Source organism: Kribbella sp. NBC_00662, assembly GCF_041430295.1.
In the GTDB taxonomy this organism is placed as follows: Bacteria; Actinomycetota; Actinomycetes; order Propionibacteriales; family Kribbellaceae; genus Kribbella.
Map to the genome: position 1 here is coordinate 1,231,311 of NZ_CP109029.1, position 22,836 is coordinate 1,254,146.

Here is a 22,836-nt window from a genome sequence, read left to right on the forward strand (position 1 = left end):
AACTGCCGCTATAGTGGCAACGTGATTGACGATCTGTCTCGTTCCCTGGCCACGACCGTGCAGCAGGCGCGAACCGCGCAGGACCTGTCCGTCAACGCGCTGGCGGAGCGTTCAGGCGTGTCGCGGGCGATGATCGGGAAGATCGAGCGGGGCGAGGCGCAGCCCACCGCCGTACTCCTCGGGAAGTTGTCGGGTGCGCTCGGTATGACGTTGTCCGAGCTCGTCGCTCGCGCGGAGAACACCGGCGAGCTCCTGCGGCGGGCGGAGGATCAGCCGGTCTGGACGGACCCGGTCACCGGGTACCACCGACGCGCGGTGTCCCCGGTGACCGACTCGTCGCTCGAGCTGGTCGAGGTCGAGCTTCCGGCCGGCGCATCGGTCTCCTACCCGGCCGACGCGTACATCTTCAAATACCAGCAGCTGTGGATCCTCGACGGCCATCTCCGCTTCCACGAAGGACCGCAGGTCCACGAACTGCACACCGGCGACTGCCTACAGCTCGGGCCGCCCTCGGCGACGACCTTCCACAACCCAGGTACGGCGCCGTGCCGCTACCTCGTCGCACTCGTCAAAGGCCGCGCCTGAAACCACGTAGTGAGCGCATCGCGCAGACCGTCCTGCTCGGCGATCCCGTCCTGTTCCGCGGCCCAGGCGACGTACCCGTCAGGCCTTATCAGCAAGGCGATCTGGCGATCGCTGCTGCCGGTGATCACGTCGACCTGGTCAGGCACGGCGGTCGCCGCGAAGGTGCCGGCCGGGGTGAGATCCAGGAGGAGCGGGCGCCCCGCACGCATCAACTCGGCCAACCGCACCCGCACGGGAAAAGAGGGCACCGATGCGAGGGGCGAGGAGGCCGACGCCGCACCATCTACCGTCAGGTCTGGAGCCCACCGGCCGACAAGCGGGTGCGAGCCCTCGTAGTACCGGACGTCGGCGCCGGTGATCAGGTCTGCGATCCGCTGGACGTTCCGCGGCTCGGTCAGGAGCTCGCCGAACAGTTCGCGCAGCGCGGTCACCTCGTTGCCTGGAGCAATCAACGCGGTCTGCGCCTGGGTCTGCATGACGACCCGCTCCCCCACCGGCCGCCGCTCGGACTCGTAAGTGTCCAGCAACCCCGAGGGCGCCGTCCCCTTCACCTCTGCGGCCAACTTCCAACCCAGGTTGATCGCATCCTGCAGACCGAGATTCAACCCAGGCCCACCCATCGCCGAGTGCACGTGGGCAGCATCCCCGACCAGCAGCACCCGCCCTTCGCGATAGCGGTCGGCCAGCCGGCTGTTCCCGCCGACGAGCCGCCGCAGCAACCGCGGCCCGTCCCCCTCCGGCGGCGTCAGCGGAAGATGTACGCCGAGCACGCGATCAACGCTTTCCTGCAGCTCCTCGAGCGACATCTCGACGTCGTCGGCAGCATCGCCCCACTCGCCCGTACTCACCGCCGCACGCCCGGGGAACGGCGCGAACACGAACATCCCCCGCTCGGTCCGATGATGCATGAACGGCGGAATCACGCCGTACCCCGGGACGTTCAGCGCACCGGTTTCCGGATCGATGAGCTCCGCCGGCACCTGAGCGCTCGCCGTACGGGAGACCATGCGGTCGTTCGTCACGCCGGGGAAGTCGATGCCGGCCAGCTTGCGGGTGAGGCTGTGGCCGCCGTCGGCGCCGACGAGATAGCGGGTCCGCAACTCGTACACACCGTCCGGACCGGTCACCTCCACCAACACCGAGTCCACATCCTGCGACAAACCAGACAGCTCATGCCCCTGACGGATCTCGGCGCCGAGCTCCAGCGCACGCTCGCGCAGTACTGCCTCGACCCGGACCTGAGGCACGGGCAGCATGTAGACGGGGTTGTCCTCGATCATCTCGAGCGGCAACTCCATGGCGCCGAAGATGTACGCCGGTTGCGGCTGCGGCGGCCCCGGCGTAGCGGCGAGAGGCTCGTACAAACCGCGCCGGTCGAGCATCCGCACCACCTGGCCGACCAGCCCGTTGGCGCGAGGCGTCGTATTCGGTTCCGGCAAGCGCTCCAGCACCAGAGGCTGGACTCCGGCGAGGCGCAGTTCGATGGCGAGCATGAGGCCGTTCGGTCCGGCCCCGGCAATGACGACTTCGGCGTCCATGGCGATCCTCCGTTTGGGCATGACTGACCACCCCGACGGCTGGTCAGGGGAATCAAGAAGTTGGTTTATTCAGGCACGGGCAGGCCGGCCTCGACCTGGTCGAGCGCCTCGGACAGCAGGTCGGCGATCGACCGCGGCGGATCGGCCCGCAACCACTCGGCCATCACGACCCCGCGGGCTGCGCCGATCACCTCCGCGACCAGCCGTGGATACAGCCCGGTGGTCCCGGTCCGATCGGCGATAGCGGCAGCCATCTCGTCGCCGACCCGTGCGTACGCCCGCGCGATCGCACCCTGTAGCTGGGGCTCGGTCATCATCAACCGGATGCCCTTGATCCACTGCTCGTCCGGCGGACGCCGCCCGCCGTGGCCCTCCTCGCCGAGCGCGAAATGGGCCTCGATCGCGGCCCGGATCGCCACCCACAACGGCTCGTCGGCGGGCCGCGCCCGGAGCTCTTCGGCGATCCGCAGAGTGCGATCCACCTCGCGCGCGGCGATCGCGTCCGCCTTGCTGTCGAAGTAGTTGCGGAACGTCCGCAGCGAGACCCCGGCCTCGGCGGCGATGTCCTCGATCCGGACCGCGCCGTACCCACGCTCGACGGCGAGCCGGACCGCCGCCCAGCTCAACGCGATCCGCGTCTCCTGCTTCTTCCGCTCCCGCAACCCTTCGGCCATGACACGACCGTAGCAGAAGTTGCCGAAAGAGCAAAGATGCCTTTTAGGCAATTTCACCCTAAGGCGGGAATCCCGGCGGCCCGCCATGGTTGGGTTACGACATGACGGTGTCCCCGCTGGTCTGGGTGCTGACGTTGGTCGCGATCGTCGGCCTGCTGCTGTTCGACTACTTCTTCCACGTCCGCTCGGCACACGTCCCGACACTGCGCGAGGCCGCGGTCTGGTCCGGGTTGTACGTCGGGATCGCGGTCCTGTTCGGTCTCGGCGCGCTGATCATCGGCGGCGCCGAGATGGGTTCGGAGTACTTCGCCGGGTACGTCACGGAGAAGGCGCTCTCGGTCGACAACCTGTTCGTGTTCCTGATCATCATGACCGGCTTCCGGGTGCCCCGGGAGAACCAGCAGAAGGTGCTGCTGGTCGGCATCGTGGTCAGCCTCATCGCCCGGACCGCGTTCATCTTCGCCGGCTCGGCGCTGCTGCACACGTTCTCTTGGGTGTTCTACCTGTTCGGGGTCGCGCTGCTGCTGACCGCCGGGAACATGCTCAAACCGGAGACCGAGGAGTCGCACCAGGCGCAGAACGTGGTCGTCCGGCTGGCCCGGCGGCTCTTCCGGACCAGCGAGGAGTACGACGGCGACCGGCTGACCACCGTGGTCGACGGCCGCCGGGTGCTGACGCCGATGCTGCTGGTGATGGTCGCGATCGGCGCCACGGACCTGCTGTTCGCGCTCGACTCGATCCCGGCGATCTTCGGCCTGACCCAGAACGTGTACGTCGTGTTCACCGCGACCGCGTTCAGCCTGCTCGGCCTGCGGCAGCTGTTCTTCCTGCTCGACGGCCTGCTGGACCGGTTGATCTACCTGTCGTTCGGACTGGCCGCGATCCTGATGTTCATCGGCGCCAAGCTGATCCTGCACGCACTGCACGAGAACAACCTGCCGTTCGTGAACGGCGGCGAGCCCGTCGAGGTGGTGGAGATCAGCACCGGCCTCTCGCTGGCGGTGATCCTGGTCGTCCTGCTGATCACGATCTTCGCCTCCCTGTTCAGCACCCGCGGCCGCACGCAGACGGCGATGGCCCACATCCGCCGCGACGCGAACGCGTACCTCGACCCGGAGTACACCGACGACCCCGCCGAGCGCGAGCGCGTCTTCCAACGCCTCCTCCGCGCCCGCGACCACATCACCGAACTAGGCCCGAAGGCCAAACAACACGTCCTCAACGAGGAGGATCTGATGGCCCTCTGCCGCCAGGTAGGCGAAGCCCACGCCGCCGCCCACGCCGACCACGAAGTCCGCCCTAGCCTTTGACCTTGTGCACGCACCAACCACTTCGGGCGCGGTGAAATGGTTGGTGGGTGCTCAAAGTCAGCCTTTGACCGCTCCCGACGCGAGGCCGGTGACGTAGAAGCGTTGGAGGCCGACGTACAGGATCACGCAGGGGATCATGGCGATGACCGCGCCGGCGACGAGGGAGCCGAAGTTGATTTCGCCGTAGGCGCCGGCTTGGACGTTCACGAGGGCGACGGGAAGTGTGTAGAGCTCGTCCTTGGTGAGGAAGGTGAGGGCGCCCAGGAACTCGGTCCAGGCGGCCAGGAAGGCGTAGAGGGCTACGGTGGCGGCGCCAGGCATGATCAGGGGGCGGAGGACCGAGCCGAGCATGCGGAGGGTGCCGCAGCCGTCTACGTGTGCGGAGTCCTCGAGCTCGACCGGGACCGAGGCGAACGAGTTGCGCATCACGAAGACGCCGAAGGGCAGGTTGACCGTGGTGTAGAACAGCACCAGGCCGAACAGGCTGTCGGTCAGCCGGAGGGTGTTCATCTCCAGGTAGAGCGGGGTCAGGATCGCCTGGAACGGGATCATCATCGACACCACCACGAGCGCGAACAGCACCGGTGCGCTGCGGAACCGGAACCGCGCGAACCCGTACCCGGCAAATGTCGCGAGCAGCGCCGTCAGGATGGCCGTGCTCAGGGCAACGACCAGGCTGTTGCCCACGGCCCGAATCAGGTTGCCCGGGCCCTCGATCAGCGTCCGGAAGTTGTCCCAGGTCAGATGGAAGAACGTGGACGCATTCGGGGCCGCGACGATCACGTCGTTCGGCTGCACCGAGCGGAAGAGTGCCCACAGCAACGGTACGGCGAAGACCAGGAAGGCGCCACCGCCGCCGATCACGTAGAAGGTGTTCTTGAGTCTCATCAGTCCTTCTCCCGGAGCAGCCGGAACTGGGCAGCGGTGACGAGGCCGACCACGATCACGAGCACGATCGACAGCGCGGTCGCGGCACCGAGCTGCAGCTGGACGAAGGCCCGGTTGTAGATGTACTGGACCACCGTCGTGGTGTCGATACCCGGCCCGCCGCGGGTCAGGATGTAGAACTGCGAGAACGCGAGCAGCGAGCCGATCACCGAGATGATCACCGCCATCGCGATCGTCCGTCGCAGGATCGGGATCGTGATCTCCCGCTCGGTCTTCCACCAGCCGGCCCCATCCAGCTCGGCGGACTCGTAGTACTCCCGCGGGATCGCCTGCATCCCGGCCATCAACAGCATCATCGTCAGTCCGCTGACCGCCCAGATGACCAGCACACAGATCAGTCCGGTCGCGAGCGGCCCGTCCACCAGCCAGGCCGTCGTACCGTCGGTGATCCCGAGTTTCTTCAGCACGATGTTGATCACGCCGCTCTCCGGCTGCGCCTCGAGAACGGTGACGAAGCTGAGCGTCGACAGCCCGACGACGAACGGGAGGAAGAAGACCGTTCGCAACAGCGTGGAGCCCCGGCGCTTGCGGCGTACCAGGATCGCGAGGGCGTAGCCGAGCACCAGGATCGGCCCGGTCACGATGACCGTGTAGAGCAGCGTGTAGAGGACGGACTTGGCAAACGCGGCGTCGGAGACGATCGCCGTGTAGTTCTTCAGTCCGCTGAACTTCACCGAACCGATCAGCGGCCAGTTGGTCAGCGAGATCACCAACGCGAACGCCAACGGGACGAGCACGAAGACGCCGACGAACAGAACTGCGGGGGTGACCAACAACAACCCGGTGCGTCCCGGGTGCGTCAACGAGCGCGGCGTACTCATCGTCGTCCTCGCTTCGCTCCGGGCGCCGATGAGGCACGAGGTACGCAGTGTTGAATGATGAACTCGCTACGCTCGTTCATGCCTGCCCCTGCTTGAGGATGCGGTCGTAGTTCTGCTGGGCTTCCTTCATCGCGGCCTCCAGTTCGCCGTCGAACACCGCGCGGCGGAACATCTGCAGCCACGGCCCGTCCGGCTGGTTGTAGAGGAGGTTGTAGGACAGCGTCGTCGGCGCGTACCCCTCCTGGATCCGCTCCAGCGGCAGCGTCGCCAACGGATACTTCTTCGCGAACTCGGGAGTCCGCGCATCGGACCGCACCGGCGTGTACCCGCCGGCCGGCAGGTCGATCTGCTGTGGCAGATCCAGCGCGAACCGCACGAACTCCCACGCCCCCGATGCATTGCGAGCGCCGCGTGGGATACACATGTTGTCCCCGCCGTCGAAGAACGCCGCACCGCCGTCCGGCCCGGACAGCAGCCGCGGCGTGACGTTGTGGTGGAACGCGTCGTCGGACGCCGACACGACCACGCTGTAGTTCGACGGGAAGATGCCGATCTTGCCGGCCCGGAAGTCGCTGCCCCATCGGGACGCGTCGTCGGAGAAGTTTGCCCTCGGCACCAATCCGTCCACCCACAGCTGCCGGTGCAGCTCGAGCATCCGCTGCACCACGTCGTTCCCGACGATGTGCCCGGACTGGCTGCCGATCGTGCCCTGGATCAGGTCGGTGTCGGCGGCCCACACCATCGGCTGTACGACGAAGCCGAGCGCGCCCGGGCTGTTCGCCGGGAAGCTCCAGGCGTAGATGTCGTCGCCGAGCTTGCGGAGCTTCCGGGCCGCGTCGAGCAGGTTGTCGAACGACTTCACCGCCTCGTCCGGATCGACCTCGGCGCGGTCGCACAGCTCGGTGTTGAACCAGAACATCGAGTTGTCCGCGAGGTACGGAACGCCGTACACCCGCTCGTCCTTCGTCGCCAGCCGCAGGTGGCCGGGGCTGAGCTTGTCCCGGAAGTCCAGCGCGGCCAGCGGTTCGGTCAGGTCGGTGAACGCGTCGCGGTAGATGAACAGCATCGAGTTGATGTCGTCGATGTCGACCAGGTCCGGCACACTCCGGCCGCGGATCGCGGTCGCCAGCTTGGTCACGTACTGCGCGTCCAGGACCGGCGTCAGCTCGACGGTGAGCCGGTCCTGGGACGCGTTGAACTTCTTCACCAGGTCGGTCAGACCGGTCTGGGTCGCCGCCCGGCACCACACCTGCACGGTGCCGGTGGCCTCCTGCCCGAACCCCGCCGCCCGGACGTCGGGTTCGGGCAGGACCGAGCTGCAGCCCGGAAGCAGACCAGCCGTGGTCGCTCCGGCTGCGAGGCCGAGGAACTGCCGACGCGTGACCATGATCAGACCCTGGGCAGCCAGACACGCATGGCACCGATCTCCCGGTTCGCCCACGCGTAGTACGGCACCGCCACCACGTCCACCGCATCGCCGATCGCGTCCTCGACGCCAGGCCGGAAGGACCAACCAGGCTGATGCCCGACCCCGACCCGCCCATGGGCCTTCAGCACAGTCACCCCGTCCAGCAGGTCCGAGGTCTCAGCAGTAGGTGCCTCGGGCAACAGATGCAGGTCGTCCACATTCGCGGAGTTGTCCGCCTGCTCGACGGCGTACACGAGCGGACCACGCTCGAGAGCAACACAACCGCGAACCGCGTCGATCCGCGGATCTGCTCCGACCATCCTGGACTGCAGTGGCAGCTGGAGGTCGATCTCGGTGGCGGTGACGCGGGCGTAGCTGCCGGGCTGGGCGGGCTCGCCGTTGACGGTGGCACCTTCCGCCCACGCAGGGATGCGAAGCTCGACAGTGGTCGGTTCCGGAGCCGTGATGCGGACCGCGCCGTCCCAGGGGTAGGCGGTCTCGACCCGGAGGTCGCCGATCACACCGGTCGCGTACTGGTGGAGCTGGATGGCGTCGTCCGTGGCAGTCGCCAGGTAGCCGTCGAGGCTCGACAGCGTGCGCATGATGTTCGGCGGGCAACAAGCACAGTCGAACCAGCCACGCCGTCCGTGCGCCGGGCTCCGGCCGTTGTCCGGGTGCGCCGCCCCGCGCAACTGCAGCGGGTTCACATAGAAGTACTCCGTACCGGCCAACGACACGCCCGCGAGGAAACCGTTGTAGAGCATCCGCTCGATGGCATCGGCGTACGTCGACTCGCCTGTCGCGAGCAGCATCCGCCACGCCCACTGGATCCCGCCGATCGCGGCGCACGTCTCGGCGTACGCGCGGTCCGTCGGCAACTCGTACTCGTCGCCGAACGCTTCACCTTCCCAGCGCGCACCGAGACCCCCGGTGATGTACGTCTTCGTCGACCACATGTGATCGAACTGCCGCTTCAGCGCCTCGAGCAGCTCCGCATCGCCGGTCTCCAGCGCGACGTCGGTCGCACCCGCGGCCAGATAGACCGCGCGGACCGAGTGCCCCTCGACCGTGGTCGCCTCGCGGACCGGGACGCGGTCGGAGAAGTACGTCGGTGAGTGCCCGTGGTTCTCGATGATCCCGTGACCGCGGGCCTCGACGAACCACTTGGCCAGCTCGAGGTACGCCGCCGTACCCGTTTCTCGATAAAGCTCGACCAGGGCCATCTCGATGACCGGGTGGCCGTCGACGTCGACAGTCTTGTCGTCGCCGAACGTCGCGACCAGATGATCCGCGAGCTTGGTCGCGACATCGAGCAGGGCGGTGTCGCCGGTGCACCGGACCTGGGCCACCGCGGCCTGGATCAGATGGCCGGCGCAGTAGTGCTCGTGGCTCCAGACGAGTTGCTGGTAGCGGCCCTCGTCGCCGTAGCGGAGCTGGACGACCGAGTCGAGGTACCCGTCCTCGCGCTGCGCGGCGGCGACGACCGCGGTCAGATCGCGGATGCGCTTGAGCAGATCCTCGTCCGGGTTGCGTCCGTACTCCCACGCTGCGGCCTCGAGCCACTTGTAGACGTCGGAGTCGGCGAAGATCGGGCCGATCGCCTCGCCCTCGCCGATCCCCGCGGCGAGGCGGAGGTTCTGCAGGTTGCCGGCCTTCTCGAGCTGGTCCTGGCCGCTGGGGATCGCGTCCAGACCGTTGCGGGTCTGCCGCGGCGCCCAGAAACCGCCGGTGATCGTCGCCTGGCCGAGTCCGAGCGGGCGCCGGCGCCCCTTGGTCGTGGCGGCCGGGCTGCGAAGGGCTGCGCTCATATCGCGGGTCTCCTGAGATTAGGAAATTCCGGAACACGTTTTCCTGCACGAAGGTAGAGCCGCTGCAGCACGACGTCAACCCTTGGGGCTAGACTTCCGGAAACCCCGGAAAGGAGTTGCCGGATGGCGTCACCACTGCGCTCGCAGCCGCGGATCACCGATGTGGCCGCGTTGGCGGGTGTCTCGACGAGCACGGCGTCGAAGGCGCTCAACGACACCGGCCAGCTCCGCGAGGAGACCCGCGAGCGGGTGCGCCGCGCCGCCGAGCAGCTCGGGTTCACTCCGGACAGCCGCGGCCGGGCGTTGTCGTCCGGGCGCAGCTTCACGGTCGGGCTGATCACCACGGACAGCTCCGGCCGCTTCAGCATCCCGATCATGCTCGGCGCCGAGGACGCACTGAGCGCCGGCGAGATGGCGCTCGTGCTGTGCGACACCCGCGACGACCCGCTCCGCGAGCAGCACTACCTGAAGTCGCTGGTGTCCCGGCGCGTCGACGGCATCATCGTCACGGGTCGCCGGACCGAGCCGCGGGCGCCGATCGACGTGCCGATCCCGGTCATCTACGCGTTCAGCCCGTCGACCGATCCGGACGACACGTCGGTGATCGTCGACGACCGCGGCGGAGTCGGCTCCGCCGTACGGCATCTGCTGTCGCTCGGTCGCTCCAAGATCGCGCACGTCACCGGCCCGGACTCCCACCACAGCGCGCGGCTCCGCGCCGCAGCCACCGTCGACGCCGCGGGCGACGCCTTCGTCGGCGAACCGCTGCACGGCGAGTGGAGCGAACGGTGGGGCCGGCACGCGGTCGACGTACTGCTCCGGACCCAGCCCGACCTCGACGCGATCGCCTGTGGAAGCGACCAGATCGCCCGTGGGGTCTGTGACCGTTTGCGCGAGCTGGGTCGCTCGGTCCCGGACGACATCGCGGTCACCGGCTACGACAACTGGTCGGTGATGGCGCTGGCCAGCCGGCCGCCGCTCACCACCGTCGACATGGAGCTCGAAGAGCTCGGCCGCCGTACGGCGAACCTGCTGCTCGACGCGATCGCCGGCTCGACCCATCCCGGCCCGATGGAACTCCCGACCCGGCTGATCACCCGCGAATCGACGCTCGGCACCTGAACGTCACCTCGGCGACTCCCAGTAGTCGCCGAACGCACCCTAGATTTGTTCGGGTGCTGCGCAAGCTCCTCATCGGCGTGGCGGTGATCGCCACTCTCGTGGCGGGGGTGGGCACCGCACGCCTGGTTCTCGATCCCACCGGTGGCGTAGTGAAGCAGCTGGCGTTCCTGCGCGCGGAGATCGAGGGCGGCGCGGATCGGGCCGCGCAGAAACAGTTTCCGGAGGGCTACTTCTTCCTCAATGTGCTCTACGGTCTCAGCTGGGTCCAGGTCGGGCTCGACGATTCGGCGCGATCCGCCGACGCGACCGCGGAGGTCCGCTGGTCGTTGGATCGACTCGCCTCCACGGACGGTACGGCGCCCTTCGACGCGTCGCTGCAACCGCGGTACGGCGTCTTCTACGCGGGCTGGACGAACTGGCTGCGGGGCGGGTTGATCGCGCTCGGTCACTCGGACGCGGCCGACCGCGACGCGTTCACGAGCGAATCGGTCGAGCTCGCCACCGCGTTCCGGACCGCGAAGACGCCGTTCCTCGCGTCGTACCCGGGTCAGGCCTGGCCGGTCGACTCGGTCGTCGCGATCGCCTCGCTCCGGCAGTACGACGCGTTGATCGCGCCGCGGTTCGGGCAGATCGCACGGAACTGGGTCACGACTGCGAAGACCAAGCTCGATCCGGCGACCGGTCTGCTTCCGCACCAGGTGGCGCCGCAGGTGTCCGGTGCGCGTGGCTCGTCGCAGGCGATGATCCAGCGGTTCCTGGTCGACATCGACCCGACGTTCGCGCGAACGCAGTACGAGCTCTTCAAGGACAAGTTCATCACCGGGGTCGGCGTCCGCGAGTACCCGAAAGGCACCAGCGGCAAGGGAGACGTGGACTCCGGGCCGCTGGTGTTGGGGATGAGCCTCTCGGCGACCGTGGTCGCGATGGGCGCGGCGCGGGTGCACAACGATCCGCTCGGGGACCGGCTGGGGCGGGAAGGCGAGCTGATCGGGCTGCCGTTCACCGGGTTGAAGACCAAGCGGTACGTGTTCGGCGCGGTGCCGATCGGGGACGCGTTCCTGGCCTGGTCGACCTCGGCCCGGCCGTTGGTCGCGCCCGAACAGCCGAAGCTCGACGGTGGGTCGGGCTGGTGGAGACTGCCTTGGTTGCTGGCGCTCTGGCTGCCTGCGTTGATTCTCTGGGGTGCGCTCCGGCTCAGGCACCGCGGCCGACGACGCAGGCGTGCACACTAAGGTGGTTCCGTGCAACGGATCTCGTCGCGGAACGCCAGGTTCCAGGTTTGGCAGGCGTCGCTCACCAACCGGACCAAGCGGCAGCGCGCCGGCGAATTCCTGGTTCAAGGTGTGCGGCCGATTTCTGTTGCCGTAGACAACGGTTGGCCGGTGCGGACGGTGATCACCGACGCGTCCCGGCCGCTGTCGAAATGGGCGTCCGAGGTGCTGGAGCGGCTGCCGGGCGTCGAGCGGGTCGCGATGGCGCCGGAGTTGCTGGCCGAGCTCGGCGAGAAGGACGAGGCGGCGGAGCTGATCGCCGTACTCGAGCTGCCTGCCGACGATCTCGATCGGATCCCGGTCGGGCCGGACTTCCTCGGTGTCGTGTTCGACCGGCCGACCGGGCCGGGGAACATCGGGTCGATCATCCGGTCCGCCGACGCGTTCGGCGCGGACGGGCTGATCGTCACCGGACATGCCGCCGACGTGTACGACCCGAAGGCGGTCCGCGCGACGACCGGATCGCTGTTCGCAGTTCCCGCCGTCCGTGCGGCCTCCCATCGCGAGGTCCTCGACTGGGTACGCCGTTCGCCGGAGCCGATCGTTGTCGTCGGCACCGATGAACACGGATCGACCGACGTCTACGACTTCGACTTCACGCAGCCGGTCCTGCTCCTGATCGGCAATGAAACAGCCGGTCTGAGCACGGCGTGGAGAGAAGCCGCGGACCACCTGGTCCGCATCCCGATCACCGGCTCAGCCAGCTCGCTCAACGCGGCCAACGCCGCGACGGCAGTCCTGTACGAGATCTCGCGCCAGCGTTCACGCCCGGCACAGTAGTTCGCCGTGCAGGATGGAAATGGTCGCGTCCGGCGTGGCCGTCCACCTCTGCCAGGCCTGCGAGATCGCCTCTAGTTCCTGCTCAGGTACGCCGGAAGAGCGGGCCTGATCCGCAAGCGCGGACTTGCGGATGCGGTCCGCCCACATGCCGCCCCAGAACGCACGGTCCTCCGGGTTCGTGAACGCCCAGGTCGACGTGGTCGCCTCGACGTTCTCGAAACCGGCGGCCAAGGCCCAGGACAGCAGGCGGCGGCCGGCATCCGGTTCGCCGCCGTTGGCGCGGGCCATCCGCTGGTAGAGCGCCATCCACTCGTCCAGCTCGGGCAGCTCCGGGTACCAGACGAAACCGTGGTAGTCCGAATCGCGCACCGCGACGATCCCGCCCGGTTTGCAGACCCGGCGCATCTCCCGCAGCGCCTGCACCGGATCGCCGACATGCTGCAACACCTGGTGCGCGTGGACGACGTCGAACGTGTCGTCCGGCAGGTCCAGCGCATGGACGTCGCCGACGACGAACTCAACGTCGAGGTCCAGCTCGGCGAACGTTGCCTTCGTGATGTCGAGGGCGGCCGCATTGGCCTCCAGCGCTGTGGTCCGGCCGGGCTCGACCAGGCGGGCGAGGTCGGCGGTGATCGTGCCGGGACCGGCGCCGACATCGAGCAGCGACATCCCCGGCCGCAGGTGCGCCAGCAGATAGCCGGCCGAATTCCCGGCGGTGCGCCAGCTGTGCGATCGCAGTACCGACTCGTGATGCCCGTGCGTGTACACGTTGTTCATCCCAGGCTCCTTTGCCCTCTTTCGACAGTCTTCACGCTAATCCACAATCTTGATTTATGAGACATATTGTCTCGCTATGTAAGACACTGTTCATGACCGAATATGGCCAGACCGGGGACGGGTGCGCGGGCGAACCTGGAAGCACGAAACCCGAGGGAGGATGCAGATGCTGGCAAAGGTGTTTCCGATCAAGCTGAAGGACGGCAACCAGGCCGCCGCCGAGGCGATCGTGCAGGAGTTCGCGTCGAAGGGGCCGGGGACGGAGGAGGGCACGCTGTCGTTCCGCGTGTACCGCGACCCGGCGAAGCCGGACTACCTGTTGTTCGTCGAGCACTTCGCGGACCGGACGGCGTACGACGCGCACACCGGGTCGTCGGCGTACAAGGAACTGATCGCGGGCCGGTTCGCCGACCTGATCGTGGAGTTCGTCGAGATCGACCACGAACTGCTGGTCAGCCTGTGAGCACGCAGAACGAGCTGGCGCGGCGGCTGCGTTCACTGCACGAGCAACCGCCGCTCGTGCTGCCGAACGCGTGGGACGCAGGTTCGGCACGGGCGATCGAGGCAGCGGGCGCGAAGGCGATCGCGACGACGAGCGCGGGCGTTGCTTGGGCACATGGCGTTGATGATGCGGGCGGTCTCGATCAGCAATCTGCTGTCGCGGCGCTGCGGCTGATCTGCGCGGCGGTCTCGGTGCCGGTCACGGCCGACATCGAGGCCGGGTACGGCGATGTCGCGGGCACGGTGGCCGGCGTACTAGAGGCCGGCGTGGTCGGTGTGAACCTCGAGGACAGCACCGCGCGGGTGGTTGATGATCCGCTCGTGCACGTCGAGCGGATCAAGGCGGCGCGTGCGGCAGCTGTTGCCGCGGGCATCGAACTGGTGATCAACGCGCGGACCGACACGTACTTGTTCGGTGACAAGACCGGGACGCTCGAACGCGCGAAGATGTACGCCGACGCCGGTGCCGACGTGCTGTTCGTGCCCGGGGTCGTCGACGCGGCGACGATCGCCGAACTGGTCGAGGGATCACCGCTTCCGCTCAACGTGATGGTCGGTCCGGGCGCTCCGTCGGTCGGTGAACTCGCAGAGCTCGGTGTCGCCCGCATCAGCGTCGGCCCGGCGATCACGGGTGCGGCCTACGCGCTCGCAACCGCAGCCGCGAAGGAGATGCTGGCGAGCGGCACCTACGAAACACTGGTGAGCGAGTAGCCGGACGTCAGCCGGCGAGGCGGTAAGCGGCGGCGAGCGAGCGCCACGGACGGAGGCGCTCGCTCTCGCCGGTCACCGGCCAGGCGTCGCGGCTCCCGAGGCGCAGCGCGATCTCCTGTGCCGCACGGCTGCCCACCACGCGCGCCAATGCCTCCACGTCACCATCGAGCATGACGTTGCCGTCAACAACTTCCCGCGCGAGCGGCCCGACCAGCTCCGCGTCGGCCAGGGCCGCCGGCCCGGGAAACGCGTGCGTCAGCCCATGCGCGAGCCCCGGCACAGGCACGCCGTACACCTCGACGAGCTTGCGCAACGCCTCGGTCGCGTCCTCCGGCGGCAGCTGATCCCGCACGACCGCCGCAACAGCAACCTCGAACGGACCCCACGCACCAGGCACCCGAACCCCAGGTCGAGCCGCAACCAACGACCCGAACTCCGGGTCCGCCGCCAGATGCTCGCGAGCGCGCACCGGCTCACAGTCCAGCCCGACCAAGCACGCAGCTCGATCCACGACGTGCATGACGCCTTCCCAGAACGGCAGGTGCGCACGCAGGACCAGATGATCTTCGCCACCGGCGCCGATCTCCAGCATCCCCGGCTCGCCGTCGAGCGAGATCGTCCGCCGATAGACACCGTCCTCGACCGACTCGACACCCGGGATCGCGCGCGATCGCAGGAAGGCGCTCATCGCCTCCCAGTCGTACGGCGGGGTGAACGGCAAACGCAGTACCAATCCCCCGTCAGCCGCCAACCGATCCCCGCGACGCCGGCGGTCGCGGAGCTCGCGCGGTGACGCCCGGAAGATCTCCCGCATCGCCCGGTTGAACTGGCGCAGACTGCCGAAGCCGGACGCGAAGGCGATATCCGCGATGCCGAGATCGGTGTCGTCCAGCAACCGCCGCGCGAAGTGCGCCCGCCGCGAGCGCGCGAACTGGTCCGGCGTGACACCGAGGTGCTCATGGAACATCCGCCGCAGGTGCCGCGCCGACAACCCGAGCCGCGCCCCCAGCGCCTCCTCCCCGGACTCGTCCAGCAGACCGGAGATGATCAACTGCACCGCGCGACAGACCAGCTCGGGCGCTTCGTCCGCGATCGTCCCGGCCACCCGGTACGGACGGCAGCGCAGGCAGGCCCGATACCCGGCCGCCTCCGCGGCGGCGGGCAGCTCGAAGGTGCTCACGTTCTCCGCGAGCGGCTTGGCCCCACAGCCGGGCCGACAGTAGATCCCGGTCGTCCGAACCGCGGAGTACGTCGTCACGCGATCAACGCTAATCAGGCCCACCGACAGTTCCTGACACTCGTCTTACACCGCGCGCCGACGGTCACCGATAGGGTACGGCGGGTGCATTCGAAACCGATGCTGGTCGTGGTGAGTGGTCCGCCCGGGACCGGGAAGACGACGCTGGCGCACCGGATAGCGACCGCGATCGGCTGCCCGGCGATCTGCCGCGACGAGATCAAGGAAGGGATGGCACATGCGACTCCGGGATTCGTTCCGGGGCCGGGTGACCCGCTCACGATGCGGACGCTGTCGACGTTCTTCGATGTGATCGGCCTGCTGATCGGCCGCGGTACGACGGTGGTCGCGGAGGCGGCCTTCCAGGACCGGCTGTGGAACCCCGGACTGACCCCGCTGCTCGGCCGCGCGGACATCCGGATCGTGCACTGCGACGTACCGGCCGAGGTAGCGCTCGCGCGGATCACGGCCCGATCCACGTCGGACCAGCGACGCTCGGCCCACGAGGACGCGCAGATCAGTCCCGACGCCCGGCTGCGGACCCACAACGCCTTCCAGCCGGTCGATCTGCCCGTTCCCAGCCTGACCGTCGACACCACCCGTGAGCCGGCTCTCGCCGAGATCCTTGCCTTCCTGTCCTAAGGTCGATCCCGAATCGACCGAGAGGGGCTGGGGATGCTGGAACGGTTTGCGGGACTGACCACGGCGCATGTCGCCGACGCCTGCGTGCGGGCCGGCGTGCCGGTGCGGACGGTGGCGTTGACGGCGGTTGTCGGCGAGCGGGTCGCGGGGCGGGTGTTGCCGGCTCAGCATGTGGGCAGCGTGGACGTGTTCCTGGAGGCGTTCGGGTCAGCGGCGGCAGGCGACGTACTGGTCGTGGACAACGGCGGTCGGCGGGACGAGGCCTGTGTCGGCGATCTGGTGGCGCTGGAGGCTGCGGCGGCCGGGATCGCGGGGATCGTGATCTGGGGACTGCACCGGGACACCGTCGACATCACCGCGATCGGGATGCCGGTGTTCAGCCTGGGCGCGTTGCCGACCGGGCCGTTACGGCTCGATCCGCAGCCTGACGATGCGTTGTCCAAGGCAACGATCGGGGAATGGACGGCGACCCGGGACGACGTCGTACTCGCGGATGAGGACGGGGCGATCTTCGTACCGGCGGACCGGGTCGACGAACTGCTCGAGCTGGCGGAGTCGATCCGGGACACCGAGCACCGGCAGGCGGACGAGATCCGGGCCGGCCGGTCGTTGCGCGAGCAGGTGCGGTTCGCGGAGTTCCTGACCGCGCGGGCGGCCGATCCGTCGCTGACGTTCCGGCAACATCTCCGTGCGGTGAGAGGGGCGATCGAGGAATGAGCGCAGGGACCTGGCAGTTGGGCGACGTGACCGTCGACCGCATGGGCTTCGGCGCGATGCGGATCACGGCGAACCCGCACCGTTCGGTCGCGATCGCGGTACTGCGTCGCGCGGTCGAGCTCGGCGTCAACCACATCGACACGGCGGCGTTCTACGCGTCGCCGGGTGGGACGCTGCGGGTGGGTGAGGGCGAGAAGCGGTACGCGAACGAGCTGATCCGCGAGGCGCTGGCGCCGTACCCGGACGGGCTGGTGATCACGACGAAGGTCGGGCCGGGTGAGGACGAGGAACGCGGTTTCTACAACGCGACGACGGCCGCCGAACTGCGGGAGCAGGTCGAGACGAACCTGCGGCAACTCGGCGTCGACGCGCTCGACGTGGTCAACCTGCGGATCATGAAGAAGCCCGGCGAGGACTCGATCACCGAACGCTTCGGCTGGCTCGCCGCCCTCCGCGACGAGGGCCTGATCCGGCAGCTCGGCGTCTCGAACGTTCGGCTCGATCACGTCGAGGAAGCGCTCGCGATCGCACCGGTCGTCTGCGTACAGAACAGCTACGCCGTCGATCTCCGCGGCGAGGAGGACGCACTGATCTCCTTCTGCGCTGACCAGGGCATCGCCTACGTCCCGTTCTTCGCCATCGCGGGCTCGTCCCGCGAGGGCGGCTCCGGCACCGACCACTCGGCGGCCGTCGAGAAGCTTGCCGCCACCCACAACGTCACCCCGCAACAGGTCCGCCTCGCCTGGACCCTCCACCGCTCCCCCAACATCCTCGCCATCCCCGGCACCGGCAACCCGGCTCACCTCGAGGAGAACATCGCGGCGAGCGGCCTGCAGTTCAGTGCCGAGGAGCTCGCGACCCTGGACTGATCAGACCGAGGCTGCCGCGCGGACTGCGGGGACTATCTCCTGGGACCAACGGGTCAGCTGGGTTTCGTAGGGGTCCGTGCCTCTGGGGAAGAGGGTGAAGCCGCCGGCATTGTGGTTGAGGATGGCGTCGGTGAGTTCTTCGATCCACTGGGACGGGGAACCGCCGATCCAGCGGCCCTCTTCGTCCCGCGTACGGCGGAGTGGGGTGGCTGTGATCGCGCCCGGGAAGTTGTAGATCGTGGCGATGTCGGAGGGTTTGCGGCCGGCGGCGAGCGCGGCCTCGTCGATCACCGGCCGGGCCTGAAGGTAGCCGTCGCTCAGCCAGTCCGCGGCGTGCCCGGGGATCCATCCGTCGGCGTGCCGACCGGTCGCGGCGAGCGACTTCCGGCCCTTGGAGCCGGTCCAGATCAACGGCGCGGGTACGGCGGCAGGCCTCAGCGCGCCGATCGGATAGTGCTTGGTCGGCTCCGGTCGCCCGCCGTCGGACATCGAGTGCACCAACTGCATCGCTTCCTCGAACGCCTCGACGGCTTCGGCCGGCCGCAGCTCCGGCACACCCATCGTGGTGATCCGGTCCCACGCACCACCGGCGCCGAGGCCCAGCACGAATCGCCCACCGGACAAGGCCGACAACGACGTCGCAGTACGGGCCAGAACCGGCGCCGGGCGGAGCGGCAGGTTGGTCACGTTGACGAACGCGGACATCCGCTCGGTCCGGCCGAGGATGAACGCGATCGCGGCGTACCCCTCGAGCAGGTCGGGGACGTACGGATGGTCCGACAGGCTGACGTGGTCGAGGCCGTCGCGGTCCGCCTGCGCGGCCAGGCGCAGGATCGCATCCACGTCGCGGAGGTGGTCGGGTGAGCCGTAGCCGAAACGCACAGTCATGTCGTCGCCTCTCTGAGATAGTTCGAACACCCAAACAGTAGCACTACGAACTATCATGCCTACGAACTATCCGACCACCGGACTATCATGGGTGCATGGTGACGACGACGGCTCGGGACTCCGACCTCGCGAGTGCGCTGGTCCAGACGATGCACCGGCTGCAGGACCTGCATGCCGAGACGAGCCGGCCGCTCGGCCTGACCCCGCAGCAGGCTCATCTGCTCTGCGTCCTGATCGCCGGCCCGCTCGGCATGACCGAGCTCAGCCGCATCCTCAGCATCGAGCGCTCCAGCCTGACGAGCATGGTCGACCGCCTCGAGCGCCGCGACCTCGTCGCCCGGGTCGCCGACCCCGCCGACCGCCGCGCCTGCCGCATCGAGCTGACCACCGCCGGCAAGGACCTGGCCCACCAATGCCACGACGCGGTCGTCGACCGCATCCGGGAGCTGACGTCGGACCTCCCGGCCGGCACCCGCGCGACTCTGACCGAAGCCCTGCAGTCGATCCTGACCCGTTGATGTACGAGTACGCCGAACGCGCCGGTGCCCGCATCGCCTACCGGGCAAGCGGTTCCGGCCCGGCCGTCGTACTGATCAAGAACAATCGCCGCCCGCCGGACCTTCCGATCGCCGATTGGCTCGCCCAACGATTCCGGGTCCTGCAGATCCATCCGGTCGGCTTCGGCGCGAGCGACCGCCCGGACGAGTACGACTTCGGCAGCATCGGCGACCAGGTCCTGACCGTGCTGGATCACCAAGGCATCGATCAGTTCGCTGTCTGGGGTTTCTCCCAGCCGGCCTGCATGTCCGCGATGGCCGCCCGGTCAACCGATCGCGCGACCGCGCTCGTCATGGGCGGCGTCCCACCGATCGGTTTCCCGACTGAGGCAGAGATGGGGCGGATGGAGCGAGAGCCACGGCTCCCCCGGCCCGCGCTGGAGTTCTGGCGGAGCTATCGTGCCCACGACTGGCACCACGAGCTCCGGCTCTACTCGGGTGCGAAGGTCGCGTACCTCGGCACCGCGGATCCGGCGATCCGTCGGTTCCGCAGGCTCAAGCCGGTCCTCGAAGGCATCGGCTTCACCTACCTGGAATTCGACGGGCTGACGCACTCCACCTGCGGGTTGGGCGACGCGTCGGCCGATGGCCGGCGCGTCGCCCGGACTGTCGTCGATTCCCTGATCAGCCGCAGCGCGGTCCAGGCTGGGCGTGGCGGGTGAATCCCGGGCCGATTTCTTACCGCCGGCCGCCGAACTCCCAGGGATGTACTTCGGCGTCCGCGGCCTGCAGCAACTCAGCGGCGGCTGTAGCGTCGGGCGCCTCGACCAGCGCGGCCCGGCCGACATGGACGTCGCCGTCGAGGAGGTCGCCGTACACGATCAGGTGGTCCGAGGTCAGCGGTCGCGGGCCGTCCTTGGTGAGGACGAGGTAGCGGCCGAGGCCCTCGACCGCGGTCGTGAACTCCCACATCGTGCGGCCGGTGTGGTTGTGGAAGCGGTACAGCTCGACCGTGTCGAAGGCGCCGCCGAGGTAGTACGGCTCGTCGTACGCGAAGGTCTTCAGTGCCTGGTCGTCCGGGAGGTCGACGATGTGCAGGCTGCCGGTCGACTCCTCGCGATCCTCGGTGAGGGTCGGGCCCCGGGCGATCAGCTCCTCGGCGTACCGATCCATGAAGGCCCAGTGCTCCTCGGTCAGCTGGGCCTTCAATTCACCGGCACCCGCGCGATCGCGGCCGTGGACGAAGTACTGCGTCACTTGCCGGCCAGGTGCAGGCGCAGGATCGTGTCGTAGTCGACGATCTCCACACCTACCGCGGGCACCACGGTCTCCTGGCTCGGGACGATCAGCAGCTGCCGCGGGTCGGTCACCTCGACGTCGTACTTCGACTTCACCTGGGAGCGGTTGTCCGCGGTACCGAAGTACTCCGTGTAGCGCGCGAGCTCGGCCGCGCTGTCGAGGACCGGCGTACGGAAGGAGCGGCGGCGCTTCTTGCCGTTGACCACGTCGACGACCGGGAGCTCGAGGCGGCCGACGATGTGCCGGCCGTCGGCGCGCTCGAGGATGAAGTCGGGCTGCAGGTCGTCGAGCGACGGCTGCCGGAGCAGCCGGGTCCCGCCGAACGTCGACAGCAGGATGCTCTCGTGCTTCTCGAGGAACCCGTCGACCGTCGTGTCCTGCAGACCGTGCGCGAGGTAGGTGCTCTCGAACGCGTCCGCCTTCAGCTCGGCCGGGTCGACCGGCAGGCTGATCGTGCCGATCGGGTCGAGGTGCGGCTGGGAGTTGGAGTAGTTGCGCAGGAAGTCCAGGTACTTGTCGACCGGCTCGGAGCGGTGGATCGCCAGCGCGAAGAACACCCAGTGCGCGCGCAGCGAGTCGCCGCTGCCGTGCACGAGCAGCGTCCGGTCGAAGGTCGAGTAGTTGCCGGGCGCGAACCGCAGCAGCTCGTCCGCCGGGCCGACCACCTCGGTCCCCAGCATGTTCGCGGCCGTCGGGAACCGCTTGTCCAGCGACTGCCGGCCCTGCTCGGTCGCGATCGTCGCGTCCTTGAACCAGTTCTGCCCCTCGAGGTTCGCGACCACGGTGCCGTCGGCGACTCCGAAGTACTCCTCGACGCTTGCCCGCTTCTGCCGCCGCACCTCGGGGCTGCGGTACTCACGGCTCAGTCCGACCAGCTCGAGGATGTTCCAGTCCGGCGTCTCGGTCAGCACCATCATCCGCGGGAACAGCATCGGCCCCGGCAGCTCACCCCGGTGGCTCACCGGCAGGTGCCCGGCCGCCTCCTTCAGGTGCTCCCCCCAGAACTGTGCGTTCACCTTGACGAACTCAGTGGGTTTCATTGCTCTCCTCGCTCGGACACTCCGTCATAACCGACAACTCCCGCCCAAGCAGACCCTATTCCCCCACCGACCGTGATCGTCCGGCACTTCCGCCATCGGCACGAAGTCGGCAGTCTGTACCGGTGACCAGCAACGAGGTTTTGGGGAGTCTGCGTTCAGCGGACGGTCAAGGAATCGTGCGCATCGAGAACCGGTTCCGCACCGGCATCGACGAGGTGTGGTCGGCGCTCACCGATCCCAGCCGGCTGGCCCAGTGGCTGGGCGGCTTCGAGGGTGACCTCCAGCTCGGCGGCAGCTATCAGGCGCACTTCTTCTCCAGCGGCGCGGACGTCAGCGGCCGGGTCGAGGCGTGCGAGCCACCGCGCCACTTCTCGGTGACGAACAAAGGTGCGCACGCCCCGAACGAGCAGGTCGTCGAAGCCACCCTCACCGCCGACGGGGACGAAACCGTCCTCGTCCTCGAACAACGCGGCCTCCGCCTGGACTGGATCGCCGCGTTCGCCGCCGGGCTCCAGATCCACATCGAGGATCTGGCCTCCCACCTCACCGGCGGCGACCGCTGCGACTCCGACGCCCGCATGGGCGAACTCATCCCGGCGTACGAAACCGTCCCGATCGACGGTCGGTAACCTCGGGGCTACTTGAAGCGGCGTACCTCGTGGGGCCAACCGCAGGCCTCCGCGACCCTGCCCGCCCACATCTTGGCGGTCTCGTCGTCGGGTACGTCGACGACGGCGAACCCGCCCAGGAACTCCTTGGACTCGACGTACGGCCCGTCCGTGATCAGCACCTCGCCGCTGGTCGGATCGGCGGCGTAGATCGGGCCGTCCTCCTCTTCCAGTCCGCCGGCAAAGACGTACACCCCGGCCGTCTTCATGTCCTCCACAACCGCCTTGGCGAGCGGCCCACGCCCGCGGAACCACTCCTCGGTGTGGTCACCCACCCACTGCTGGTTGAAGTACATGAGGTACTCAGGCATGCCTGCTCCTTAACTAGGGCGGACCCCACGCCCGCCTCACCCACGCTACGAACACCACAACCCGAATCCGACACAACCAGCAAAAGTTTTTGCGGAGACCAGCTAGAGGCTGAAGGCGATCGAGCGCAGGATCAGTGCGGCGAAGAACACGGCCGTGAACGCGAGATCGATCGCGAACCCGCCGGCGCGCACCGGGCGCAGCCTCCGGCGTACCGGCGCGATCACCGGCTCCGTCCAGGCGTGCGTCACCGCCCGCAGCCGGCCGGCCCACTGCGGCCCGTTCGCCAACACACCCGTCCAGTCCAGGACCATCCGCACGATCAACAAAAGGATGAACGCTGACAACGCGTACCCGACCAGGGTTCCGATGAGGCCCATGACCCACACTCCTCCGCCGTATTGCCAGTATCAACG

26 protein-coding genes are annotated in these 22,836 nt (G+C 68.3%); 13 read left to right on the plus strand and 13 right to left on the minus strand.

What is annotated here, in order from left to right; all coding sequences use genetic code 11:
- The first annotated feature begins 21 nt into the window (after positions 1-21).
- Positions 22-585 (plus strand): helix-turn-helix domain-containing protein, encoded by a 564-nt coding sequence (locus tag OHA10_RS06285; RefSeq protein WP_371405215.1) that lies wholly within the window; start codon positions 22-24, stop codon positions 583-585.
- Here the strand turns inward: OHA10_RS06285 and OHA10_RS06290 are convergent.
- A complete protein-coding gene (locus OHA10_RS06290) occupies positions 552-2,144 on the minus strand; it encodes an FAD-dependent monooxygenase (protein ID WP_371405216.1) in 1,593 nt (530 codons plus the stop codon). The two genes, OHA10_RS06285 and OHA10_RS06290, sit on opposite strands and share 34 nt — an antisense overlap.
- Positions 2,145-2,188: 44 nt before the next feature.
- On the minus strand, positions 2,189-2,797 hold the full coding sequence (locus OHA10_RS06295; protein WP_371405217.1) for a TetR/AcrR family transcriptional regulator: 609 nt from the start codon (positions 2,795-2,797) through the stop codon (positions 2,189-2,191).
- A 101-nt stretch (positions 2,798-2,898) separates the two neighbouring features.
- On the opposite strand from OHA10_RS06295, the gene OHA10_RS06300 reads away from it, so the two are divergent.
- Positions 2,899-4,107, plus strand: coding sequence for a TerC family protein (locus OHA10_RS06300; protein ID WP_371405218.1), 1,209 nt, complete (start codon positions 2,899-2,901; stop codon positions 4,105-4,107).
- 57 nt (positions 4,108-4,164) lie between these two features.
- On the opposite strand, the gene OHA10_RS06305 is transcribed toward OHA10_RS06300, so the two are convergent.
- The 4 genes from OHA10_RS06305 to OHA10_RS06320 form a co-directional block, all read right to left on the minus strand.
- Positions 4,165-4,995, minus strand: coding sequence for a carbohydrate ABC transporter permease (locus OHA10_RS06305; RefSeq protein WP_371405219.1), 831 nt, complete (start codon positions 4,993-4,995; stop codon positions 4,165-4,167).
- On the minus strand, positions 4,995-5,876 hold the full coding sequence (locus tag OHA10_RS06310; RefSeq protein ID WP_371405220.1) for a carbohydrate ABC transporter permease: 882 nt from the start codon (positions 5,874-5,876) through the stop codon (positions 4,995-4,997). Before OHA10_RS06310 ends, OHA10_RS06305 begins: the two co-directional genes overlap by 1 nt.
- A gap of 76 nt (positions 5,877-5,952) precedes the next feature.
- Positions 5,953-7,263 carry an extracellular solute-binding protein gene (locus tag OHA10_RS06315; RefSeq protein ID WP_371405221.1) on the minus strand — a complete coding sequence of 437 codons (1,311 nt, stop codon included), beginning with the start codon at positions 7,261-7,263 and terminating at the stop codon, positions 5,953-5,955.
- Between the two features lie 2 nt (positions 7,264-7,265).
- Positions 7,266-9,092, minus strand: coding sequence for a glycoside hydrolase family 127 protein (locus tag OHA10_RS06320; protein ID WP_371405222.1), 1,827 nt, complete (start codon positions 9,090-9,092; stop codon positions 7,266-7,268).
- 123 nt (positions 9,093-9,215) lie between these two features.
- Between OHA10_RS06320 and OHA10_RS06325 the strand changes: the two genes are divergently transcribed.
- The 3 genes from OHA10_RS06325 to OHA10_RS06335 are packed head-to-tail and all read left to right on the plus strand — an operon-like array spanning position 9,216 to position 12,265.
- Positions 9,216-10,214, plus strand: coding sequence for a LacI family DNA-binding transcriptional regulator (locus tag OHA10_RS06325; protein ID WP_371405223.1), 999 nt, complete (start codon positions 9,216-9,218; stop codon positions 10,212-10,214).
- A 53-nt stretch (positions 10,215-10,267) separates the two neighbouring features.
- Positions 10,268-11,446: a hypothetical protein gene (locus OHA10_RS06330; protein ID WP_371405224.1), complete on the plus strand. Its 1,179-nt coding sequence runs from the start codon at positions 10,268-10,270 to the stop codon at positions 11,444-11,446.
- A 9-nt stretch (positions 11,447-11,455) separates the two neighbouring features.
- Complete coding sequence (locus OHA10_RS06335) at positions 11,456-12,265, plus strand: TrmH family RNA methyltransferase (protein WP_371405225.1); 810 nt, start codon at positions 11,456-11,458, stop codon at positions 12,263-12,265.
- Here OHA10_RS06335 and OHA10_RS06340 read toward each other — a convergent pair.
- Positions 12,248-13,042 carry a class I SAM-dependent methyltransferase gene (locus tag OHA10_RS06340; protein ID WP_371405226.1) on the minus strand — a complete coding sequence of 265 codons (795 nt, stop codon included), beginning with the start codon at positions 13,040-13,042 and terminating at the stop codon, positions 12,248-12,250. The two genes, OHA10_RS06335 and OHA10_RS06340, sit on opposite strands and share 18 nt — an antisense overlap.
- Before the next feature lie 166 nt (positions 13,043-13,208).
- On the opposite strand from OHA10_RS06340, the gene OHA10_RS06345 reads away from it, so the two are divergent.
- Complete coding sequence (locus OHA10_RS06345) at positions 13,209-13,505, plus strand: putative quinol monooxygenase (RefSeq protein WP_371405227.1); 297 nt, start codon at positions 13,209-13,211, stop codon at positions 13,503-13,505.
- Positions 13,502-14,254, plus strand: coding sequence for an isocitrate lyase/phosphoenolpyruvate mutase family protein (locus OHA10_RS06350; RefSeq protein ID WP_371405228.1), 753 nt, complete (start codon positions 13,502-13,504; stop codon positions 14,252-14,254). The genes OHA10_RS06345 and OHA10_RS06350 overlap by 4 nt, the downstream gene beginning before the upstream one ends.
- A 7-nt stretch (positions 14,255-14,261) precedes the next feature.
- On the opposite strand, the gene OHA10_RS06355 is transcribed toward OHA10_RS06350, so the two are convergent.
- Positions 14,262-15,512: an AlkA N-terminal domain-containing protein gene (locus tag OHA10_RS06355; RefSeq protein WP_371405229.1), complete on the minus strand. Its 1,251-nt coding sequence runs from the start codon at positions 15,510-15,512 to the stop codon at positions 14,262-14,264.
- Positions 15,513-15,596: 84 nt separating this feature from the next.
- Here OHA10_RS06355 and OHA10_RS06360 point away from each other — a divergent pair, with 84 nt between their 5' ends.
- The 3 genes from OHA10_RS06360 to OHA10_RS06370 are packed head-to-tail and all read left to right on the plus strand — an operon-like array spanning position 15,597 to position 17,719.
- Complete coding sequence (locus OHA10_RS06360; protein ID WP_371405230.1) at positions 15,597-16,133, plus strand: AAA family ATPase; 537 nt, start codon at positions 15,597-15,599, stop codon at positions 16,131-16,133.
- Positions 16,134-16,166: 33 nt separating this feature from the next.
- On the plus strand, positions 16,167-16,850 hold the full coding sequence (locus tag OHA10_RS06365; protein WP_371405231.1) for an RraA family protein: 684 nt from the start codon (positions 16,167-16,169) through the stop codon (positions 16,848-16,850).
- Entirely contained in the window at positions 16,847-17,719 is an 873-nt protein-coding gene (locus OHA10_RS06370) for an oxidoreductase (protein ID WP_371405232.1), read from the plus strand. Before OHA10_RS06365 ends, OHA10_RS06370 begins: the two co-directional genes overlap by 4 nt.
- On the opposite strand, the gene OHA10_RS06375 is transcribed toward OHA10_RS06370, so the two are convergent.
- The gene (locus OHA10_RS06375; RefSeq protein ID WP_371405233.1) at positions 17,720-18,607 is read right to left on the minus strand and encodes an LLM class flavin-dependent oxidoreductase; all 888 of its coding nucleotides are present in this window, start codon (positions 18,605-18,607) and stop codon (positions 17,720-17,722) included.
- A gap of 95 nt (positions 18,608-18,702) precedes the next feature.
- On the opposite strand from OHA10_RS06375, the gene OHA10_RS06380 reads away from it, so the two are divergent.
- Complete coding sequence (locus tag OHA10_RS06380) at positions 18,703-19,125, plus strand: MarR family winged helix-turn-helix transcriptional regulator (RefSeq protein ID WP_371405234.1); 423 nt, start codon at positions 18,703-18,705, stop codon at positions 19,123-19,125.
- Positions 19,125-19,826, plus strand: coding sequence for an alpha/beta fold hydrolase (locus OHA10_RS06385; RefSeq protein ID WP_371405235.1), 702 nt, complete (start codon positions 19,125-19,127; stop codon positions 19,824-19,826). Before OHA10_RS06380 ends, OHA10_RS06385 begins: the two co-directional genes overlap by 1 nt.
- Positions 19,827-19,842: 16 nt before the next feature.
- On the opposite strand, the gene OHA10_RS06390 is transcribed toward OHA10_RS06385, so the two are convergent.
- Both OHA10_RS06390 and OHA10_RS06395 read right to left on the minus strand, forming a co-directional pair.
- The gene (locus tag OHA10_RS06390) at positions 19,843-20,361 is read right to left on the minus strand and encodes a YciI family protein (RefSeq protein WP_371405236.1); all 519 of its coding nucleotides are present in this window, start codon (positions 20,359-20,361) and stop codon (positions 19,843-19,845) included.
- On the minus strand, positions 20,358-21,443 hold the full coding sequence (locus OHA10_RS06395) for a hypothetical protein (RefSeq protein WP_371405237.1): 1,086 nt from the start codon (positions 21,441-21,443) through the stop codon (positions 20,358-20,360). Before OHA10_RS06395 ends, OHA10_RS06390 begins: the two co-directional genes overlap by 4 nt.
- 176 nt (positions 21,444-21,619) lie before the next feature.
- On the opposite strand from OHA10_RS06395, the gene OHA10_RS06400 reads away from it, so the two are divergent.
- A complete protein-coding gene (locus OHA10_RS06400; RefSeq protein WP_371405238.1) occupies positions 21,620-22,072 on the plus strand; it encodes an SRPBCC family protein in 453 nt (150 codons plus the stop codon).
- Between the two features lie 8 nt (positions 22,073-22,080).
- On the opposite strand, the gene OHA10_RS06405 is transcribed toward OHA10_RS06400, so the two are convergent.
- Both OHA10_RS06405 and OHA10_RS06410 read right to left on the minus strand, forming a co-directional pair.
- Positions 22,081-22,422, minus strand: coding sequence for a YciI family protein (locus OHA10_RS06405; RefSeq protein WP_371405239.1), 342 nt, complete (start codon positions 22,420-22,422; stop codon positions 22,081-22,083).
- Positions 22,423-22,524: 102 nt separating this feature from the next.
- Positions 22,525-22,800, minus strand: a complete 276-nt coding sequence (locus OHA10_RS06410) for a YggT family protein (RefSeq protein WP_371405240.1) — start codon at positions 22,798-22,800, stop codon at positions 22,525-22,527.
- Positions 22,801-22,836: the final 36 nt, after the last annotated feature.

What these genes read in the sequence shown, in the direction of transcription:
- OHA10_RS06290 (WP_371405216.1), bottom strand. Translation starts at nt 2,144, where the DNA reads ATGCCCAAACGGAGGATCGCCATGGACGCCGAAGTCGTCATTGCCGGG.
- OHA10_RS06295 (WP_371405217.1), bottom strand. Translation starts at nt 2,797, where the DNA reads ATGGCCGAAGGGTTGCGGGAGCGGAAGAAGCAGGAGACGCGGATCGCG.
- OHA10_RS06300 (WP_371405218.1), top strand. Translation starts at nt 2,899, where the DNA reads ATGACGGTGTCCCCGCTGGTCTGGGTGCTGACGTTGGTCGCGATCGTC.
- OHA10_RS06305 (WP_371405219.1), bottom strand. Translation starts at nt 4,995, where the DNA reads ATGAGACTCAAGAACACCTTCTACGTGATCGGCGGCGGTGGCGCCTTC.
- OHA10_RS06310 (WP_371405220.1), bottom strand. Translation starts at nt 5,876, where the DNA reads ATGAGTACGCCGCGCTCGTTGACGCACCCGGGACGCACCGGGTTGTTG.
- OHA10_RS06315 (WP_371405221.1), bottom strand. Translation starts at nt 7,263, where the DNA reads ATGGTCACGCGTCGGCAGTTCCTCGGCCTCGCAGCCGGAGCGACCACG.
- OHA10_RS06320 (WP_371405222.1), bottom strand. Translation starts at nt 9,092, where the DNA reads ATGAGCGCAGCCCTTCGCAGCCCGGCCGCCACGACCAAGGGGCGCCGG.
- OHA10_RS06325 (WP_371405223.1), top strand. Translation starts at nt 9,216, where the DNA reads ATGGCGTCACCACTGCGCTCGCAGCCGCGGATCACCGATGTGGCCGCG.
- OHA10_RS06340 (WP_371405226.1), bottom strand. Translation starts at nt 13,042, where the DNA reads ATGAACAACGTGTACACGCACGGGCATCACGAGTCGGTACTGCGATCG.
- OHA10_RS06345 (WP_371405227.1), top strand. Translation starts at nt 13,209, where the DNA reads ATGCTGGCAAAGGTGTTTCCGATCAAGCTGAAGGACGGCAACCAGGCC.
- OHA10_RS06365 (WP_371405231.1), top strand. Translation starts at nt 16,167, where the DNA reads ATGCTGGAACGGTTTGCGGGACTGACCACGGCGCATGTCGCCGACGCC.
- OHA10_RS06370 (WP_371405232.1), top strand. Translation starts at nt 16,847, where the DNA reads ATGAGCGCAGGGACCTGGCAGTTGGGCGACGTGACCGTCGACCGCATG.
- OHA10_RS06375 (WP_371405233.1), bottom strand. Translation starts at nt 18,607, where the DNA reads ATGACTGTGCGTTTCGGCTACGGCTCACCCGACCACCTCCGCGACGTG.
- OHA10_RS06380 (WP_371405234.1), top strand. Translation starts at nt 18,703, where the DNA reads ATGGTGACGACGACGGCTCGGGACTCCGACCTCGCGAGTGCGCTGGTC.
- OHA10_RS06385 (WP_371405235.1), top strand. Translation starts at nt 19,125, where the DNA reads ATGTACGAGTACGCCGAACGCGCCGGTGCCCGCATCGCCTACCGGGCA.
- OHA10_RS06395 (WP_371405237.1), bottom strand. Translation starts at nt 21,443, where the DNA reads ATGAAACCCACTGAGTTCGTCAAGGTGAACGCACAGTTCTGGGGGGAG.
- OHA10_RS06405 (WP_371405239.1), bottom strand. Translation starts at nt 22,422, where the DNA reads ATGCCTGAGTACCTCATGTACTTCAACCAGCAGTGGGTGGGTGACCAC.
- OHA10_RS06410 (WP_371405240.1), bottom strand. Translation starts at nt 22,800, where the DNA reads ATGGGCCTCATCGGAACCCTGGTCGGGTACGCGTTGTCAGCGTTCATC.